The sequence below is a fragment of the Clostridium sp. LIBA-8553 genome, from assembly GCF_057782465.1.
Window position 1 is genome coordinate 360,829 of record NZ_CM173489.1, and the last position, 20,762, is coordinate 381,590.

The window sequence follows — 20,762 nt, forward strand, 5'->3', positions numbered from 1 at the left end:
ATAATTATTGAAAAAATTATCAAATATCGAGTTTTTTTTCTTTAATTCTACATAAAAAGGTTGAAAATGGACACTACTTTAAGTACAATTAATTGTGGTAGAATAGTATTAACAAAGTTACGTAGGGTATTTAAGTTTTGAGATAAGATTTTCAAATAGTTTAAAATTGATAAACATTTAACATATATAAATAATATCTTAAAAATGTGGGTAATATTTGGCACTGTTGGGACTGAACTTGTCCCAAGTGGTGTAGAGGAGGAAAATATTATGAAAAAGATTGCTGTTTTAACAAGTGGTGGAGATGCACCAGGAATGAACGCTGCTTTAAGAGCGGTTACAAGAATGGCTTTACACAATGGACTTGAAGTAATGGGAGTTCAAAGAGGATACGCTGGATTAATAAACGGAGAACTATTCAAAATGGATAGAAAATCTGTTTCAGAAATCATAAACAGAGGTGGTACAATCTTAAGAACTGCTAGATGTTTAGAATTCAAACAAGAAGAAGTAAGAGAAAAAGCTGCACAAATATTAAAAGCTTATGGCGTTGAAGCTTTAGTAGTTATAGGTGGAGATGGATCATTCATGGGAGCTAAACTTCTTTCAAAATTAGGAGTTAAGACTGTTGGATTACCAGGAACTATCGATAACGACTTATCTTACACAGACTATACTATAGGATTTGATACTGCATTAAACACTGTAGTAGATGCTATAAACAAATTAAGAGATACATCAACTTCACACGAAAGAGTATCTATCGTAGAAGTTATGGGAAGAAACTGTGGAGACCTTGCTTTATATGCTGGTATCGCAGGTGGAGCAGAAGCTATAATTGTTCCAGAAATGCCATTTGATAAAGATGAATTAATCAAAACTATCTTAGAAGGTAGAGCAAATGGAAAAACTCACAGCATAATAGTTGTTGCTGAAGGCGTTGGAGGATCAGCTGAATTAGCTAAAGAAATAGAATCTGTAACAGGTATAGAAACTAGAGCTACAATTTTAGGACATATTCAAAGAGGTGGATCACCAACTGCTGATGATATAGTATTAGCATCAAGAATGGGAGCTAAAGCTGTAGAAGTGTTATTAGAAGGAAAAACTTCAAAAGTTATAGGAATTAAAGAAAACAAAATATTTGATATGGATATAGATGAAGCTTTAGATATAGAAAGAAGCTTTGATGAAAATCTATATGAAATGGCTAAAGCTATAAACAAATAATTTTAGTTAATGACATAATAAATTTTTCAATTTATTATTTATTATATATTTTAAACTTAGGGTTAATTTTTTACGAGGGAGTGTTTTTTAAATGAGAAGAACAAAATTAGTATGCACTATCGGACCAGCTAGTGAAAATGAAGAAATCTTAACAAAAATAATCGAAGCAGGTATGAACGCTTCAAGACACAATTTCTCACATGGTGACCATGAAGAGCACAAAGGAAGAATGGTTAAAGTAAGAGAAATATCAAAAAAATTAGGTAAAGAAGTAGCTATATTATTAGATACTAAAGGACCAGAAATAAGAACTGGAAAATTCGAGCCAAGCAAAGTTGAATTAACTGCTGGAACTGAATTTACTATATATGCTGGAGGAGATGTAGTAGGTGATACTACTAAATGTTCAGTAACTTACGAAGGATTAGCTAAAGACGTTAAAGCTGGAGATACTATCTTAATAGACGACGGTTTAGTTGGATTAGAAGTTGTATCTGTAGAAGGTAACGCTGTTAAGTGTATCGTAAGAAACACTGGTTTAGTTGGAACTCACAAAGGAGTTAACGTTCCTGGAGTATCAATAAAATTACCAGCTATGACTGATAAAGACAGAGCTGACTTAATATTCGGTTGTGAAATGGGCGTTAACATGGTTGCTGCTTCATTCATAAGAAAAGCAGAAGACGTTAAAGCTATAAGAGAAGTATTAGTTGCTAATGGTGGAGCTGATATACAAATATTCTCAAAAATCGAAAACCAAGAAGGTGTTGATAACATAGATTCTATCATCGAAGCTTCAGATGGTATCATGGTAGCTAGAGGAGACCTTGGTGTTGAAATACCAATGGAAGACGTTCCTTCAGTTCAAAAAATGATAATAGAAAAATGTAACAATGCTGGAAAACCAGTTATAACTGCTACTCAAATGTTAGATTCAATGATGAGAAACCCAAGACCAACAAGAGCTGAGGTTTCAGACGTAACTAACGCTATCTTAGATGGTACTGATGCTATCATGTTAAGTGGTGAGTCAGCTAACGGAAGCTGGCCAGTAGAAGCTGTTGAGACTATGGTTAAAATAGCTACTAAATCTGAAGAAATGTTAAGCTACGAGTTAGCTGCTTCAAAAGCTAAAAAACACATACCAGCTGTACCAGGAGTTATCTCAAGAGCTGCTTGTAACGCTGCACACGAATTAAAATCAGCTGCTATAGTTTCATTAACTCAATCAGGAGCTACTGCTAAGAGAATATCTCAATGCAGACCAGATGCACCAATCGTTACTATAACTCCAAATGAAAGAGTTGCTAAGAAAGTTGCTTTATGCTTCGGAGTTTACCCAGTTGTTGCTGAAAATGCTACAATGGAAAACGCTGTTGAAATAGCTAAAAATGCTGGATTCGTTAAAGCAGAAGATACAGCTGTAGTTGTTGCAGGTGTACCAGCTAACGAAGGAAACACTAACATAGTAAAAGTTGAAGTTGTAAAATAATTTTACAAGTATATAGAAAATAGGTAGCATTAGCTACCTATTTTTTATTTTATAAATTTTTATAACCATTAAAATATGAGGCTTTTTAATTTTATTTTTTATTCTACAAGCTTTTATAATAGAATTTAACAGGAAAATATTTATAAGAATAAATATTAATATTTTGTAAATTAAATTATTAATCCAAATATTTATAAATTTTAAGTAATATTTTTAAGTAATATGCGTAATTTATTAAATAAATTTTACAAAAACTATTAGTTTACAAAAAGTTAACAAAATAGTTATGACAAGTAGATAAAAATAGTGTATATTAAATAGTGCTTATGAAATAATATAAGTAGAATCAAATGGCAACTGATTCCAAAATTAAAAAGTACTTGATGACTGATACCATCGAGTGCTTCTTTTTTTTATTTAAAAATCAATATTCACATAAGTTAGACTTTCTAACCTCATAACATTTCTTCAATACATCTTCCATAAATATTTTAAATATAATAGATTAAAATAGTGTAATATGAAATTTTTACTTATATAGTATAAATTAAAAATAAGTACAAAAAATAACTTCAAATAATTATTTTGAGGAGGGTATTGAATATGACAAGATTAGCATGTTCAGCTCATAATTGTATTAACTATGTTAATGGTATGTGTTCAGCATTAACTATTCAGGTTGATGGTCAGGCTGCTGAAAGTAAACAAGAAACTTGTTGTGAGACCTTTGCACCAAGAACTTTTATGAATGCTATTAAAAGTGCTTTTAACACTAATTATGCAGGAACAATAATGCAGGCTTTAGATAGTCAAGCTGATGTAGATCATAAAATAAAATGTTATGCTATGAATTGTACATATAATGTTGGTATGACTTGTACATCTACTGACATACAAATTTTCGGACCAGAGGCTAGTACATCTACTTCAACAGAGTGTGAGACTTTTTATAAGATATAATTATCAAAGGCTAGAATATAAAGGTTAATCTTTGTATTCTAGCTTTTTTATTATATAATAAAATATATTTTAAAGAACCTAATATAAATTACTTACAATGGTGTTTTATAGTATAATAATTAAAAATAAATCATTTAAATACATAATTGAATGAATAATATTATGAAAATTTTAAATTGAGTTTAAAAATAATAAAAATTACTTGAAGTAGTTTTTATTTTATGTATTTTAGTAAAATATTTATCTATGTAAAGGAGGGGAGAAATATAGAAGAAGTAAATAAAGTTGCTGTAATTACTGGAGCAACTAGTGGTATTGGAAAAGAATATGCCTTCCAGTTAGCGAAGGAAGGATATGATTTAATAATAGTTGGTAGAAGAGTGGAAAGAATAAATGAAGTTGCTAAAGAAATAAAGGATAAATTTAAGGTAGAGGTTTCAATTGAAATTTTAGATTTAACTAATGATGTTGAATTTAATGACTTTGTTGAAAGATTAGAAGAAAAAGATAATATAGAATTCTTAGTAAATAATGCTGGGTATGGAGCTGATGATTCATTTACAAGGGATGAATATAATAAGCAGCTTGATATGGCAAAGGTACATATGTTAGTTACTATGAAATTATGTCATAGCATAAGTAAGCAAATGAAAAAAAACAATAAAGGATATATAATAAATGTTAGTTCTATGGCAGGGTTTAATGTTTTCCCAAGTTCAGCTATGTATTGTTCCACAAAAGCTTTTCTAATAAGCTTTTCACAGTGTTTAGCTATGGAACTTATAGGAAACAATATTAAGGTTCAATGTCTTTGTCCAGGATTTACGAGAACAGATTTTCATAGCAAGTTGAATATGGAAGAAAATAAGCTTAAAAACAAAGGTCTTGTAAGATGGATGAGTACTAAAGATGTTGTAGAAATAAGTTTAAAAAATATAGATAAAAAATTAAAGGTTATTGTTATACCTGGGGTTTGTAATAAGATTCTTTATTTTGTTAGTAAATTCACACCTAGATGGCTATATTATAAAGTGGCAATAAAAGGGTGGGAGCTAATGGATTAGCAAAAAGGTTTGGTTATGTAAGGTTTTTGATCCAATAAATATAGTGGTTTTTATAGGATTAAGGAGGATAAAATGGAGAAGTTTTTGAAAAAATTATTAAGTAGAACATTTATAGTTGGATTTCTCATATTCATACAGTTGGTTATATTAATAGCTGCTATATGGAAGGTAAGTGAAGATTTCGTTTATCTATATTTTCTATTTATTTTTATTAGTGTAGTAGTTTTTATTTATATTGTAAGTAGAAAAGATAATCCGTCCTATAAGTTAGCATGGGCTGTGCCTGTATTATTGGTGCCTGTTTTTGGAGGATTATTTTATTTAATATTTGGTGGAAATAAGACAAGTAAGAGGTTTAGAAAGCAAATTCAAGCTTCTCATGATGAAACCAAGCATTTATTATATAATGATGGAAAAGTAATAGAGGAATTAGAAAATTTAGATAAGAGTATAGCTAATCAGTCTAGATATATAGCTAATTACTCTCAATTCCCAGTATATAAAAACACAATTACAGAATATTTATCACCAGGAGAGGTGTTTTTTGAAAGATTAAAAGAAGAACTTAAGAAAGCCAAGCACTATATATTTATGGAATATTTCATAGTTCATGAAGGAGTTATGTGGAATAGTATTCTTGAAATATTAGAACAAAAAGTTAAAGAAGGTGTAGAGGTTAGATTTGTTTATGATGATATGGGATGTTTAGGAACTCTCCCTTATAAATATAATGAGCGTTTAGAGGCTAAGGGAATAAAATGTATGGTATTTAACCCATTTGTTCCGCTTTTATCTTTAAGAATGAATAATCGTGATCATAGAAAAATAACAGTTATAGATGGACATACAGGTTTTACTGGAGGAATAAATCTAGCAGATGAATATATAAACGAAATTGTTAGGTTTGGACATTGGAAAGACGCATCTATAATGCTAAAAGGGGATGCTGTTTGGAATTTAACAGTTATGTTTCTTCAAACTTGGAATTTTTATAGTGAAGGTAAAGAAGCATATGAAAAGTACTATCCATATTTTCATCATGAAGATGAATTTGAAAGTGATGGATATGTTCAGCCTTATGGAGATAGTCCTTTAGATGATGAAATAGTTGGAGAGAATGTTTATTTAAATATTATAAATAAAGCTAAAGATTATGTTTACATAAATACTCCATATTTTATTGTTGATAATGAGCTTGTAACAGCACTTACGCTTGCAGCTAAAAGTGGAGTAGATGTTAAAATAGTTACTCCTCATATTGAGGATAAATGGTATGCACATATAGTAACAAGAGCCTATTATCACCAGCTTATAGAAGCGGGTGTTAAGGTATATGAATATACTCCAGGGTTTATTCATTCAAAAACTTTTGTATCTGATGATGAGATTGGTACAGTAGGTACAATTAATATGGATTATAGAAGTTTATATCTTCATTTTGAATGTGGAGTATGGTTATATAAAACTAAATCTGTAATGCAAATAAAAGAAGATTTCTTAGAAACACTAGAAAAGTGTCAGAGAATAACCTTAGAGGATTGTGCTAAGGTTAAAATGCCAACTAGAATTTTAAGAGCAGTTATTAGAGTATTTGCACCACTTATGTAATTAAAATAGAGTTCTAGAAAGCTTTAAATAAAAAATTTAAATAAGAAAAATAATTACAAAAGGAGACTAAATTTAGTCTCCTTTTTATGGTGTTAGAATGAAAAAAATATTATTTTTTTTCAAAGCTTCCGCAGTCAGTACATTCAGTAGAATTAACATCAGCGCTATTTTTTATAACTTGGATTTTGTCTAGAGTACAATAATTGTCATCATGACAGTGGTGCTTACATTCATTAACTGTACATCCTATGCTAGAATTGTGTTCCATAATAAATTCCTCCTTATTTTAAGAACCTCTTTGTTGGAAGTACCAACAATATATATAATGTGTATAAAGGAATTTATTTATACTGGAATTTTAAGTCTTAAATATTTATAATTTTCTAAAAATGAAATTTTTGAGCATTATAATTAAGCAGTAGATTATTGTTGTTAAAGGAATATTCTTAGAAATTAAAGGTTAGGTTTAACCTAATAGAATATATAGTTAACTAGCATTTTAATATTTCTAAGGTTATATGTATTAAAAAGTAATATGTGATAAAATTTATTTAGTTTAAAGTTCAAGAGATTAATTTGAAATAAAAATAGAAAATAATTAAATGTGGGTAGTTTATTAATAAATAACCTTGGAGGAAGTTATGTTCAAGAATTTAACTTTTAATGGAAATGAGAAAAAGTATATACAAATAGCTAATTATATTAGAGATCTTATAAATAGAGAAATTTTAATAGAAGGAAGTAAATTACCATCATCAAGAGAAATTAGTAGCATTTTATCAATAGGAAGAAATACAGTGATTTCTGCCTATGAAATTCTTGAGAGCGAAGGATTTATTGAAACAATAAAAGGAAAAGGAACCTTTGTTAAAGGAAAAAATTCTCATGATTTTAAAAATAGTAATCGTACATGGGAAGAGACGAATTTTAAAAATAAAGAAGAAAAAAAATGGAGTATTGATTGGAATAAAAAAACTAATGAATATGGAGTTTTAGCTGAAAAGTTAGATATTCAAAAAAGTGAATATAAATGGGAAAAAGGAATGATTTCTTTTAAAAGTATAGCTCCGCCAGGAGATTTATTTAATATTGAAGAGTTAAAAAGATCTTTTTCTAATAGGATAGCTTTAGAGAAACATAAAATAGTTAATTATGGTTATGCTGTTGGATACAAGCCTTTTATTGAATATTTAAAAGATTATATGAAGGAAAAGGGTGCATATTCAGAAGAAAAAGAAATAATAGTAACTAATGGATTTACAGAAGGATTAGATATGATGTTTTCTACCTTTACTGAGGAAGGAGATTATATACTTTGTGAAAATCCAACTCATAACACGGCATTAAAGATAATGAAAACTCACAAATTAAATATTATTGGAGTTAAAATGACTAAAGATGGCATGAACATAAGTGACCTTAAGGAGAAGGTAAAAAAATTTGGTTCTAAAATTAAGTTTGCATATTTAATTCCTTCATATCATAATCCAACAGGCGTTGTTGCATCCATAAAGAAGAGAGAAGAAGTTTATAATATTCTTAAAAATATGGAGATTCCTATTATAGAGGATGGATTTAATGAGGAGCTTTTATATGAAAGTTCTCCAACGATTCCCTTAGCTTCTTTAGATAGAGAAAATAATGGAGTAATATACATAGGTAGTTTTTCTAAAATATTATTTCCTGGTTTAAGAATAGGTTGGATTTATGGAGATAGAAGAATAATAGATATATTAGAAAGTGTAAAAAGATGTAGAAACATTCATACTTCATTTTTAGATCAGGGAATATTGTACGACTTTATGATAAGTGGGGCCTTTGAAAAATATATTAAAAAGGTTAGAAAGGTTTATAAAGAAAAATATAAATTTACTAAGAGAGTCATAGAAAAATATATTCCAAGTGCTGAAATTTGGGGTGAAGGCGGACTTCACATGTTTCTAAAGATAAAGGGAGTTGATACAAGAGAACTTTTAAAAAGATGCTATGAAAAAGGAGTTCTCTTTATGCCAGGAGATTTATTTTATATAGATAATGATATTTGTTTAGAAGAGGAAAATAGAGTTAATTCTAAAGAAGGATTAGTTGTTAAGGAAGAAAATAGGACGAAAAGAGATACATTAAGACTTGGATTTACTAGACTTTCAAAAGAAGATATAGAGAAAGGAATAAAGATAATCGGAGAAGAGGTTAATAATAAATATACTTATAAATATATTATTAAACTTTGAAAATAATTTTAGGAAAGAGTTTCGTTGTAAAAGAGTATGGCATATGATAAACTTTAAAAGTTAGTTATTAACTTAGATTTGAAGTAAATTACGGTTTAAATATATAAGGATAAGATGAATCATAGAGGATAGATGATTAAAATATACATAAGGGAGTTTTAGTGAATGGTTGAAAAGAATAAAGAATATATTTTTGATATAATTTCTCAAGGTTATGAGGGAGAAGGAATAGCTAAAATTGATAATAGATACCCAATTTTTATTGAGGGAGCTTTAAAGGGCGAAAAGGTTAAAGTAAGAATAGTTAAGGTTAATAAAAACTTTGCTTACGGAAAACTTATAGAAGTGTTAGAAGCTTCTGAGGAAAGAGTAAATCCATCATGTAATATTTATAAGAGATGTGGTGGATGTAAACTTCAGCATGCTTCTTACAAGGCACAATTAGATTTTAAATGGGATAGAGTTAAGGATTGTGTTAGTAAAATTGGAAAGTTAGATCCTAGCATAGTTAAGTATCCTTTAGGAATGGAGGAGCCTTGGAGATATAGAAATAAGGTTCAACTACCAATAGGACTAATTAATGGAGAGGTTAAAATAGGATTCTTTGCTCCAAGAAGTCATGACATCATTGATATGGAATCTTGTTTAATTCAGGATGAAATAGGTGATAAGGTTGTTAAACTTACTAGAGAGTGGATAGAGAAATTTAACATAAGACCATATAATGTTGATGGAGAATATGATGAAAAAGGAATAGTAAGACACATAATGATAAGAAGAGGATTTACAACTAATGAAGTTATGGTTGTCTTAGTTACAAACGGGGAAAAACTTCCTCATAAAGAAGAGTTTGTAGACTTAATAGTTAAAAATATTCCAGGAATAAAGAGTGTTATACAAAACATAAACTCAAAGAAAACTAATGTAATATTAGGATTAGAAAGTAAAACTCTATGGGGAGAAGATACAATATCAGATTATATAGGAGACTTTAGATTTAATATATCTCCATTATCTTTCTTCCAAGTAAATCCTACTCAAACAGAGGTTTTATATGGTAAGGCTTTAGAATATGCAGAGCTTACAGGAAATGAAGAAGTATTTGATGCATATTGTGGAACAGGAACAATAACATTATTCCTATCACAAAAGGCTAAAAAAGTTTATGGCGTAGAAATAATTCCACAGGCCATAGATAACGCTTGGATAAATGCAAAGGAAAATAAAGTAGACAATGTAGAATTCTTCGTTGGAGAATCAGAAGTAGTAATACCAGACTTAATAAATAAGGGAGTAAAAGCTGATGTGGTAGTAGTAGACCCACCAAGAAAAGGTTGCGATAAAAAATTACTAGATGCCATAACAAATATAGATGCTAAAAAAATAGTATATGTAAGCTGTGATCCAAGCACATTAGGAAGAGACTTAGCAATATTAGAAGAGAATGGTTATGAAACTTTAGAAGTTCAACCAGTTGATATGTTCCCAAACACTGCTCATATAGAAAATGTTGCTAAGTTAATAAGAAAATAATTGTAAAGGGACATAAAACTCGAAAAAATACCTTGAAAGCTTAACCGGAACCAAGAAAGCCGAAATAAAAGAGGTTCGAAAAGGATTAGTTAAAAGGAAATAAAAAGAATAAAAAAAGAAAAAACAATACCCTTTGAAGGCATAAGAAAAGAGCCTTTAGAGGGTTTTTTGTGTGAAAAAAGGAAGACAAAAGAGTTGATAAAAAGTTAGACAATTACGGAAATCTCTAAAAGTCGAAAAAGAAAAATGGTGATTAAAACCATGAGAAAAAGGGGAGAAAAGTAGTTTGATAATTCGGAATTGCTACGAAGACAAGCAAGTTTAATTAGGAGATTTTATGTTTTTTTGTGGGAGGAGTACAATAATATAAAGGTACAAAAAACTCGAAAAAACACCTTGAAAGCTTAACTGGAACCAAGAAAGTCGAAATAAAAGAGATTTACAAAGGATAGCTTACAAGGAAATAAAAAGAAAAAAATAAGTACTCTCTGGAGGAAGAAAAGAAGATCCTTTAGAGGTTTTTATTGAAAAACATAAGAGTTTCATTATGGGTTCTACTATAATTATAAATAAAATATAGTTATATAGATATTAATTTAAATATAGGAGATTATTTATGGTAGGGGTAAAGAGAACTTATAATTGCAAAAAATGTGGTGAAGTATTATTTAGACTTAATAAATTAAATGGCGGTATGCAGATAATATGCGAAAATTGCAATAAAACAAAAGAAATAGTTGAGTTTGATAAGTATACAAGTTTTTTAAGTAATTGTAAAATTTGTGGATGTAATTTGGTTAAAGTTAGTGTTGAAGTTTCGGATAATTTTGAAGAATATATGGTTCCTAAGTGTAGTGAATGTAGAAGTGAAATAGAGAAAGTAAAAATAGATGATAATAGAAATGTAATAGACTTAGAAACATATAAAATTTTAATAGATAAACATGAAAGAAAAGTTTTAGAAGAGAGGTTAGAAGAATTAGAATATAAGAATGAAAATTTAGAAGAAAAAAATTATTATTTAGAAGAAGAGGTTGAGAGACTTAGCGATAAATTAAATTATAAAAAACGTACTATAAATAATTTGAAAAATGAAATAGAGAGTTTTGAATGGGATCTTGAAGAGAAAGATAAGATAATAAGTAGCTTAAAAGATGAATTAGAAAGTGAACAATGTAAGGTAGAGGATTTAGAATCTGAGATTGAAAAATTGAGATATAAATAATTAATTATTAAAAATAAAAAATACTAAATGTATAAAACATCTAAAAAATTCTTAGATGTTTTATACATTTGTTAAATATTTCTTAATTTGATATAATTTTATATGGATAAACAGGTAATAACAGTAAAATAAGTTTATATTAAACTTATTTTAGAAAGGGTATTGAGATGGGAAGTTTTATTAATTCAAATAAAGAGTTAGTAAATAGTATAAATAATATATTGAAGAAAAAAAGAAATTGCTCTGTTAATATAGTTAATGATAAATTGACTTTGTCTGTTTTTTCTCTTATTGAGAAGAATCTGAGTAATGTTAAAGATATTAATTTTCTTATCAGGGATACTAGGAGTATTCCTTCAAATCGTGAAATTTCTAGAGAGTTTCAAATTAATTTTAATCCAAATAATATGCTATTCAATTCCTATGACATAATTGAAAAAAATAAATTACAACATTTTGCTAAGGCTAAAGCTATGTATGATTTTATAGATAAAAATGTAAATGTTAGAAAAGTTAGCCCTAAAATTAAAGTTAGAAGCAATTTACTTACTATTAATAATGATTTCATAATTCAAGGGTCTTCTTCTTTAGAACTCTCTATTGATGAGAGTAAGTCAAAAGTAAGAGAAATAAATTTTAATACAATAATGAATGATTCTATGGATAAAAGTCAGATTAGTGGAGCTAATGAGATTTTTAATAAGCTTTGGTATGGTGATGGTGTAACTATAGATTTTAAAAAAGAACTTATGGAAAGTTTAAGTTATGTTTATAAAGAACATTCACCAGAGTTTTTATATTATTTTACCTTAAATGAGCTTTTTGGAAATCAATTAGATTATGGTGTTGAAAGATTTGAAAAAGATAATACAAGTTTTAAGAAAACAAAGGTTTGGAATATGCTTTTTGATTTCCAAAAGGATGCTGTATTATCTGCTATTCAAAAAATAAATAAGTATAATGGATGCATTATTGCTGATAGTGTTGGACTTGGCAAGACATTTGAAGCATTGGCAGTTATAAAATATTTTGAACTTAGACAAGATAATGTTTTAGTTTTAACTCCTGCGAAATTATATGATAACTGGAATTCATATAGAGGAGCATATAAAGATAGTATTTTAGATGAAATTTTTAATTATAAAATAATGTTCCACACAGATTTATCTAGAACAAGTGGAGAGTCTAAAAGTGGATGGGATTTATCAAGGTTTGATTGGAGTAAGTTTGATTTAGTAGTAATAGACGAATCGCATAATTTTAGAAATAGAAAAGAAAAAGGAGAAGGATTTACTAGATATCAAAGATTATTAGAAGAAGTTAGTAAGAGTGGATGTAATACAAAGTTTTTATTATTATCTGCAACTCCAGTTAATAACTCGTTAAATGATTTAAAGAATCAGTTAAGCATAATAACAGGGGATAGAGATGCTGCTTTCAAAGAAAAAGGGATTTCTAGTGTGGAAAATGTACTAAGAAAAACTTCTCAACAATTAAATATTTGGGAAAAACAAAAAATAAAGAATAAAGAAGATTTATTTAATAATTTACCATCAGATTTTTATAAATTATTAGAAATGATGACTATTGCAAGAAGTAGAAAGCATATTACAAATTATTATGGAACAGAGAAAATAGGAAAGTTCCCAGAAAAATTAAAGCCTAAGACTTTCAATCCAACTATTGATAAGGAAGAAAAACTTCTAAACTTTGAGGAAACTAATGAGATTTTAGAAGAATTAAATCTAGCTGTATATGCACCTTTAAGTTATATAAAAGGGGAGTATAAGGACGAATATGCTAGGAAATATCAAAGTGTTAGAGCAGATGGAAAGGTTCTTATGACTACTGATGTTAGAGAATCGGGTATGAAGGTTTTACATAGGTTTAATTTGTTTAAGAGACTTGAGAGTTCTGTATTTTCTTTTGGAGAAACTATAAGAAGATTATTAGAAAAAATAGATAATTGCATTGCTATAGTAGAGGAAAATGGAAAGAACTTAGAAGTAAGTGAAAATGAAGATAATGATGAGTATGAATCAGATGCTATTTTAGACTATAAGTATGAAATTAAAGTAGATCATTTAAATAAAGATTATTTTTTAAAGGATTTATACTATGACAAAGAAGTTTTAGAAATGCTTTATACAGATATTATAAAGATATTAGAGAATGATAGAGATAAAAAGTTAGAAACTTTATTAGAGTTTTTAAAAGATAAGGTTAAAAATGAGCCATATAACAAAGGTAATAAAAAAGTTCTTATATTTTCAGCTTTTGCAGATACTGCAAACTATATTTATGAAAAAATATCTGATGAAATGCTTAAGTTAGGAGTTTATACAGGTCTTGTAACCGGTTCTGGAAAACCAAGAACAAATAATAAGAAGGTAAATACTGAGTTTAATAATTTGCTGTGTGCTTTTTCACCAAAATCGAAGGTTAAGAGTGAAGTTAGTAGGGAAAATCAGATTGATGTATTAATAGGAACTGATTGTATTTCTGAAGGACAGAATCTTCAAGATTGTGATACCGTTATTAACTTTGATATAAATTGGAACCCCGTTGCTTTAATTCAGCGCGTCGGAAGAATTGATAGAATCGGAAGTGAAAATGAGAATATAATGATGGTTAACTTTTTCCCAGCTCTTGAGCTTAATGAATATTTAAGTTTAGAAAAGAGAGTTAAGGGGAAAATGAATATTTCTAATATTGTTTCTACTGGAGACGATGATTTACTAAGTCCAGAGATGAATGATATTACCTTTAGAAAGAAACAGCTTGAAAGATTAAAAGAAGAAATTATTGATATAGATGAGGCTAGTGATAGTATTTCTCTAACTGATTTAAATATGAATGAGTATCTTTATGAATTGTCTGAATATATAAAGAAAGTGCCAGAAGTTAAGAAAGTTCCAAGAGGAATATTATCAATTACTAATGGAGAGTATGCTGGAGTAATATTCTGTTTTAAACATAAGAATGATTTATCAAAACCAGAAAATGATAGTTCATTATATCCGTATTATCTTGTTTATGTTGATAGTGAGGGAAATAGTGTTTATGAAAAAAATGGTACTAGAAATGTTTTGAAGGAATTTAGAAAGCTTTGTTATAAGAAGAGCAATCCAGATAAAAAATTATTTGAAGAGTTTTTGGAAGAAACAGATAATGCTCATGATATGAGTGAGTACTCAGACCTTTTAAATAAAGCTATAGATAATATTCAAGGAATAGAAGAGGAGAATTCAGAACAAACAATTTTTGATTTTGGAGGGTTTAATAACTTCTTTGAGAATGAGAGTTCAGATGACTTTGAACTTGTTAGTTTTTTAGTTGTTAAGTAGAGGTGTTTGTATGTTAGGGTTACCGAAGAAATATGAACAAAGAAAGAAATTTAATAAGAAACTATTTATACCAAAGGATGAAAATCTTAATATTAAGAAAAAAATCAAGGATAGTCTTTTGAAAATATCATTAGTTGGACAAGTTCAAGGAAATGATATTCCTTCCTTTGTTAATGAAAATTTTAATGTAAGTGTAATTATGATTTTGGAAGTTGAAGTTGATAACATAAAGAATGCAAAGTTTTTAAATGAAATCTTACAAGAAACTTTAAAAGCTTTTGTAATTATAAAATTTTATGATTATAGAGGAAATATTGTTTATGGATTTGGATATAAAAGACTTAATAAGAGTGATAAAAATGAAATAATTTTGGAAAGTTATTTTGTAAGTGAAGTTTTTACAGATGAATTATTTGACGAAACCTTAGAACTTTTTGAAGAGTATATTAATTTTTCTAATATTAAGAATACAAATAATAAACTTTCTTTTTATGAAGAAATGATGGTTAAGGCATATGTTATTTCTAATAAAGAACTATGGAGCAAGTGGGAGAAAATATTAAAGAGCAATATTTGGTACAATCATTCTAAAATAAATAAGATTTTTAAACTATTAATGCAAGTGAAAGATATAAAAAATAAACAAAAGAAAACTACTAATTTAAAAGAACACATAGGAGAAAACAAAGAGCTAATGAGAATTTATGAGGATATGGAGAGAGTAATAAATGAGTAGTTTTGAAAAAATACCAATGGGAATATTAGATAAAGTAGAAAATAATAAAGAAATATTTATAGCAGAATTTAAAGACAAGCTTCAAGAATTATTTCCATCAGCAATTAAAGATGGAATTGTAGACTTTGAAGCATTACTAAATGAATTTGGGAAATATGCAGAAACAGATGAAAAAGAAAAATACAATATGACTTGGGTAGGAAAAAAAGAAGCAATAAAAACTGCCAATGAAGATATAATAGGTAAAACATTAAAATACGTACCAGAAGATAGTAAAAATCCAGAAACAACACAAAATCTTTATATAGAAGGAGATAACCTAGAAGTTTTAAAGCTTTTAAGAAATTCTTACTATGGAAAAGTAAAGATGATTTATATTGATCCACCATATAATACCGGAAATGAATTTATTTACAATGATAAATTCAAAGTGGATAAAGAAGAATACGAAAAATTAGAGGGAACTATAAATGAATATAATGAAAGGTTAACTATAAATAATAAAAATAATGGTGAGTATCATTCAAGGTGGTTAAAGTTATTATATCCTAGACTTAAAATTGCTAGGGATTTATTGACTGATAATGGAATAATATTTATTAGTATTGATGACAATGAAATTAGTAATTTAAAAAGAATGTGTGATGAAATATATGGGGAAGGAAATTTTATATCAAATATAATATGGGAAAGAGCTTATTCTCCAGTAAATTTAAAAAAGCACTTTTCAGAAAATCATGATTTTGTTATTTGTTATTCAAAAAATATTGAAAATTTATTTTGTAACGGACTTAGAAGAAGTTTAGATGCTAATAATAGGTACACAAATCCAGATAATGATCCTAGAGGTGTGTGGAAATCAAGTGATTGTACTGTTGGTCCAGCTATAGAAAATAAAGTATATGAAATAATAACGCCAAGCGGAAGAAAGGTATGGCCTTCTAATGGAAGGTGTTGGTTGTATACAAAAGAACGATTTGAAGAAATGGTTAGAGATAATAGGATATCTTTTGGTGATAGAGGTGATGGAGTTCCAAGGGTAAAGAAATTTTTAAGTGAAGTTAAAGATAGTATAACACCAATGACTATATGGAAATATACTGAAGTTGGACATTCACAAGATGCAAAACAAAAATTGAAGAAACTTTTCGATGGCAAATCATATTTTGATTACCCTAAATCAATTGATTTAATAAAAAGAATGTTAGAATTATATACAGATTCGGATTCTATAATTTTAGATTTCTTCTCAGGCTCTGCGACAACTGCTCATTCAACTATGAAACTTAATGCGGAAGACAATGGGAAGAGAAAATTTATAATGGTTCAATTGCCTGAGTTATGTAATGAAAAAAGTGAAGCCTATAAGAATGGTTATAAAAATATTTGTGAAATAGGAAAAGAGAGAATTAGAAGAGCAGGAGAAAAAATTAAAGAAGAAAATAAGGATAAAGAAGGAATAGAGAATTTAGATATTGGATTTAAGGTGTTTAGAGTTTCTGATACTAATATTAGATGGATTAGTGATGCTATGAAATCTAATGATGAGTTAGTAGAAAAAGATATTGTGGAACAAGAATCAATGATGGAAAATGAATCTTATAAGGATAGATTAGATTTTAATCCTTGGTTTACGGATTTAGATGTTGTTTATGAGCTAATGCTTAAGAGACAGGATATTGAGCTTACAGAAAGAATAGATAAGTTAACTCATATAGGGGATAGAACTTATTTAGTTGGTTATACAATTCTTGTTTGTTTAGAAGAAAATATAACAGATGAAATGGTTAGGAAGATAAGTGAGATTGAAACTTCTTTATCTTGGATTGTTTTTAGAGATAGTGCTTTTGATGATGATATTAACTTAAAGACTAATACTATAAATTTACTTAGAACTTTGATTAAAGAGAAAAATCCTAGAAACAAGAATCAAAAGATTCTTTGGATATAGGAGGGACAAGCTATGAGTAAGAGTATTAAGTTTAAGTTTGAATCTTTAGATTATCAGGATAAAGCAGTTGATTCTATAATTTCTCTTTTTAGTGATGTTCAAAAGAGCATTGATAATTCTGTTTATTCTGGAACTATAAATGCAATTAGAGAAAATCTACAAGGAAATATTATTGATAGAAGAAATGTTCAAATTTTTAAAGGAAAAAAGTTAAGAGATAATTTAAGAGAAATTCAATCTAAAAATGGATTGATTTTAAATGATGAGATAGAAACAGATAACGACACATTAACTTTTACTATAGAAATGGAGACAGGTACAGGGAAAACCTATGTTTATTTAAAGACTATTTTAGAGCTATATAAAAAGTATGATGGAAAGTTTAAAAAGTTTATCATAGTAGTTCCTACTGTTCCCATTAGAATGGGAGTAGAAAAAAGTATAGAAATGCTTAAAGAGCATTTTTCAGAACAATTTGATGGATTTGATATAACAAAGCATGTTTTTGTGTATAATTCAAAACTTAAGGATGTTGCAGAAAGTGTAAGAAGTAAATTTATTGATAGTAAGGATTTAAGTATTTTAGTTATGAATACTCAAGCTTTTAATAAAGATACCAATATTCTTAGAAATACAGATCATGAGAAGAATATTGAAAATATGAGTGTTTGGGATGAAATAAGACAACTTCATCCAGTTGTTATAATTGATGAGCCACAAAAGTTTGATGGCGGCAAGAACAGTAAGAAAAGAACATCTTCTTTATCAGCTATAGATGAAATTCAGCCTACATTCACACTAAGATATTCTGCTACTCATAATGAAATTATAAATCCTACTTATAAATTAGATTCCTATACTGCATATAAGGATAATCTTGTTAAAAGAATAAAGGTTAAAACAGTTAATAGGCCTATTCCAACAGATTTCCCTTATATAAGATATTTAGAATTTACTAAGGATTTATATGCAAAGATTGAAATTTTTTATTCTGAAAAAGGAAAGGAAATAACTAAGAAAATTTTCAAAGTTAGAAAAGATAGTAACGGAAATATATTTGAATTATCAGGAGATTTACCTCAATATAGAAACTTTAGAATAGCTGAGAATCCTTTTAAAGGAAAGAGTTTGAAAATAGAATCTCCAGATAGATATATTGAAATAAATGAAGGAGATTGTTTCAGTCCATTTTCAGAAAAAGAAAATGTGAGAGTTCAAATGAAAATAGCAATACAATCTCATTTAGAACAACAATTTAATCTTCTTGAAAGTGGAAATAAAATAAAAGCGTTAAGTTTATTCTTTATAGATAGGGTAAGCAAAGTAAGAGGTGAAGATGGTGAGGATGGAGAGTATTTAAAAATATTTGATTCGGTTTATAATGAGGTAATATCTGATCCCGTTTATAATAAGATTTTTGAAAAATATCCTGAGTATTTCAAAGAATATAAAGATATTAAAAAAGTAAGACAAGGATATTTTGCTATTGATAAGAAAAAAGGAAATACAATAGTTAAAGAAATTGAGGGGTGGAATGAGGATGGAGAAGATTCTTCTATTTCCTTAAAATCTAAGGATAAAGAATATATTGAAAGAGGAATTGAATTGATTTTAGAGAAAAAGGATGAATTAATTTCTTTTGAAGAGCCTCTTGCATTTATATTTTCTCACTCTGCACTTAGAGAGGGGTGGGATAATCCTAATGTGTTTACTCTTTGTACCTTAAAAAATAGTAGCAATTCAATAGCTAAGAAACAAGAAATAGGAAGAGGATTAAGACTTCCTGTTGATATAGAGGGTAATAGATGTAAGGATGAAAGTTTAAATGTTTTAACTGTAGTAGCAAATGATAGTTATGATCATTTTAGTGAAAGACTTCAACAAAGTTATGATGAGGAATCAGGATTTAATAAGGATCAAGTAACAAATGATATTATAAATAAAGTATTTAAAGAAGCAGGGATTCCAATAGAAAAAATAACATCAGAACTAACAACTTCATTTATGAATGAATTAAAAGAAAATGGAATTATAACTAAAAATGATATTCTTAAAAAAGATATTGAAGATAAGTTTAGTGAAATTGAGTTCAAAGATGAAATCTTAAAAGAACATTCAACTAAGGTTAAAGAAGAGTTTGTAAAACAGATGAAGGCAAAAGGTTCTAAGAAAATTCTTATTGAAAATGGAGATTTAGAGCCAGTTAAAAATAAAATGCAATCATATGTAAAAGAAGCTGATTTTAAGAAGTTAATCTTAGGGATTAATAAAAGATTAGAGAAAAAAACTATTTACAAAATAAATATAGATAAAAATAAATTTATTGATGATTGTGTTAATGAAATTAATAATAGACTTTTTTATAAAGAGATAAGAAATGTAATTGAGCACAGTGAAGGAATGCATTATATTGATGAGAATAATAAGGCTAAGTTTGAGAAAGCAATAGAGTTTAGAACTTCCGAAATAATAGAGAATTTACAAATTAAAAGTGATTTTGAAATAATAAATTATATAATGGCTGGGACAGATCTTCCAAGATTAACAATAAGAAACATATTAAAAGGAATTAAAAATAGAAAAGTATTAAATAGCCAAGACTACTTAGATGATGTGATGATTATAATAAAAGAAAAATTCTTAGAACATCAAGCTAAGCCAACTATTTGCTATGAACTTTTAAAAGGATATAAATTTAATAGTAAAACAATATTCTCAATAGATGAAATCAATGCAACAGAATTAAATTCTGAGAAGAGTTTTATTTTTAAAGCAAATCAGTTAAAAAGAAAGGCTATAAATGAGTATTATAAGTTTGATAGTGATGGTGAATTGAAATTTGCACAGTCACTAGAAAATGATACTAATGTATTATTGTTTACAAAACTTAAAAAAGGTGGGTTTGTAATAACAACACCATATGGAAATTACTCACCAGATTGGGCTGTTGTCTATAAAAATACTGATGATAAAGCAGAAGTATATTTTATAGTAGAAACAAAAGCAGATAAGAAAGAGGAAGATTTATCAGAGGTAGAAAGATTCAAAATACACTGTGGAAAAGAACACTTCAAAGTAGTATCAGAAAACACAGAAGACTTTGTTAAGTTTGATTGGGTAAATTCTTATAATGAATTTAAAGAAAAATTTTCAAAAGTGCAGATTAAAATGTAAAAATAATTAATAAATAAGTGGAGTTAAAAATACGAATATTTAAAAGTAGCTATTAAATTATTATATTAGCTACTTTTTTAGTTTAAAAAGTATTTTTATGGTAAAATATTTAATGAGATAACAGAAAAAAACATATTTAAAATTAAATGGTTTATGTGCGATTTAAAAATTAAAACAATAAATTTTATTAGATAAAAGGATGCGAATATAG

General features: G+C 27.7%; 13 protein-coding genes. 12 read left to right on the top strand and 1 reads right to left on the bottom strand.

Annotated features, from left to right (window positions below; translation table 11 throughout):
* The first annotated feature begins 270 nt into the window (after positions 1-270).
* The 5 genes from pfkA (at position 271) to cls (ending at position 6,354) form a co-directional block, all read left to right on the top strand.
* Positions 271-1,230 carry a 6-phosphofructokinase gene (gene pfkA, locus AC2JAQ_RS01490; protein WP_322504599.1) on the top strand — a complete coding sequence of 320 codons (960 nt, stop codon included), beginning with the start codon at positions 271-273 and terminating at the stop codon, positions 1,228-1,230.
* Positions 1,231-1,321: 91 nt separating this feature from the next.
* Positions 1,322-2,722, top strand: coding sequence for a pyruvate kinase (gene pyk, locus AC2JAQ_RS01495; RefSeq protein WP_423238061.1), 1,401 nt, complete (start codon positions 1,322-1,324; stop codon positions 2,720-2,722).
* Positions 2,723-3,325: 603 nt separating this feature from the next.
* Positions 3,326-3,682 (top strand): DUF1540 domain-containing protein, encoded by a 357-nt coding sequence (locus tag AC2JAQ_RS01500; RefSeq protein WP_488457566.1) that lies wholly within the window; start codon positions 3,326-3,328, stop codon positions 3,680-3,682.
* 221 nt (positions 3,683-3,903) lie between these two features.
* Entirely contained in the window at positions 3,904-4,746 is an 843-nt protein-coding gene (locus AC2JAQ_RS01505) for an SDR family NAD(P)-dependent oxidoreductase (RefSeq protein ID WP_488457567.1), read from the top strand.
* Positions 4,747-4,818: 72 nt separating this feature from the next.
* Positions 4,819-6,354, top strand: a complete 1,536-nt coding sequence (cls, locus tag AC2JAQ_RS01510) for a cardiolipin synthase (protein ID WP_488457568.1) — start codon at positions 4,819-4,821, stop codon at positions 6,352-6,354.
* Positions 6,355-6,463: 109 nt separating this feature from the next.
* On the opposite strand, the gene AC2JAQ_RS01515 is transcribed toward cls, so the two are convergent.
* Entirely contained in the window at positions 6,464-6,622 is a 159-nt protein-coding gene (locus tag AC2JAQ_RS01515) for a DUF1540 domain-containing protein (protein WP_488457569.1), read from the bottom strand.
* 373 nt (positions 6,623-6,995) lie between these two features.
* Between AC2JAQ_RS01515 and AC2JAQ_RS01520 the strand changes: the two genes are divergently transcribed.
* From AC2JAQ_RS01520 to AC2JAQ_RS01550, 7 genes are all read left to right on the top strand, one after another.
* Positions 6,996-8,585, top strand: coding sequence for an aminotransferase-like domain-containing protein (locus AC2JAQ_RS01520; RefSeq protein ID WP_488457570.1), 1,590 nt, complete (start codon positions 6,996-6,998; stop codon positions 8,583-8,585).
* A gap of 165 nt (positions 8,586-8,750) precedes the next feature.
* Positions 8,751-10,118 (top strand): 23S rRNA (uracil(1939)-C(5))-methyltransferase RlmD, encoded by a 1,368-nt coding sequence (rlmD, locus tag AC2JAQ_RS01525; RefSeq protein WP_488457571.1) that lies wholly within the window; start codon positions 8,751-8,753, stop codon positions 10,116-10,118.
* A 616-nt stretch (positions 10,119-10,734) separates the two neighbouring features.
* Positions 10,735-11,343 (top strand): hypothetical protein, encoded by a 609-nt coding sequence (locus AC2JAQ_RS01530; protein WP_488457572.1) that lies wholly within the window; start codon positions 10,735-10,737, stop codon positions 11,341-11,343.
* A 167-nt stretch (positions 11,344-11,510) separates the two neighbouring features.
* Positions 11,511-14,690: a helicase-related protein gene (locus AC2JAQ_RS01535; RefSeq protein ID WP_488457573.1), complete on the top strand. Its 3,180-nt coding sequence runs from the start codon at positions 11,511-11,513 to the stop codon at positions 14,688-14,690.
* A 10-nt stretch (positions 14,691-14,700) separates the two neighbouring features.
* Complete coding sequence (locus tag AC2JAQ_RS01540) at positions 14,701-15,426, top strand: DUF4391 domain-containing protein (protein WP_488457574.1); 726 nt, start codon at positions 14,701-14,703, stop codon at positions 15,424-15,426.
* The gene (locus AC2JAQ_RS01545; protein ID WP_488457575.1) at positions 15,419-17,377 is read left to right on the top strand and encodes a site-specific DNA-methyltransferase; all 1,959 of its coding nucleotides are present in this window, start codon (positions 15,419-15,421) and stop codon (positions 17,375-17,377) included. The genes AC2JAQ_RS01540 and AC2JAQ_RS01545 overlap by 8 nt, the downstream gene beginning before the upstream one ends.
* A 12-nt stretch (positions 17,378-17,389) precedes the next feature.
* Positions 17,390-20,551, top strand: coding sequence for a restriction endonuclease (locus AC2JAQ_RS01550; RefSeq protein ID WP_488457576.1), 3,162 nt, complete (start codon positions 17,390-17,392; stop codon positions 20,549-20,551).
* Positions 20,552-20,762 lie beyond the last annotated feature (211 nt).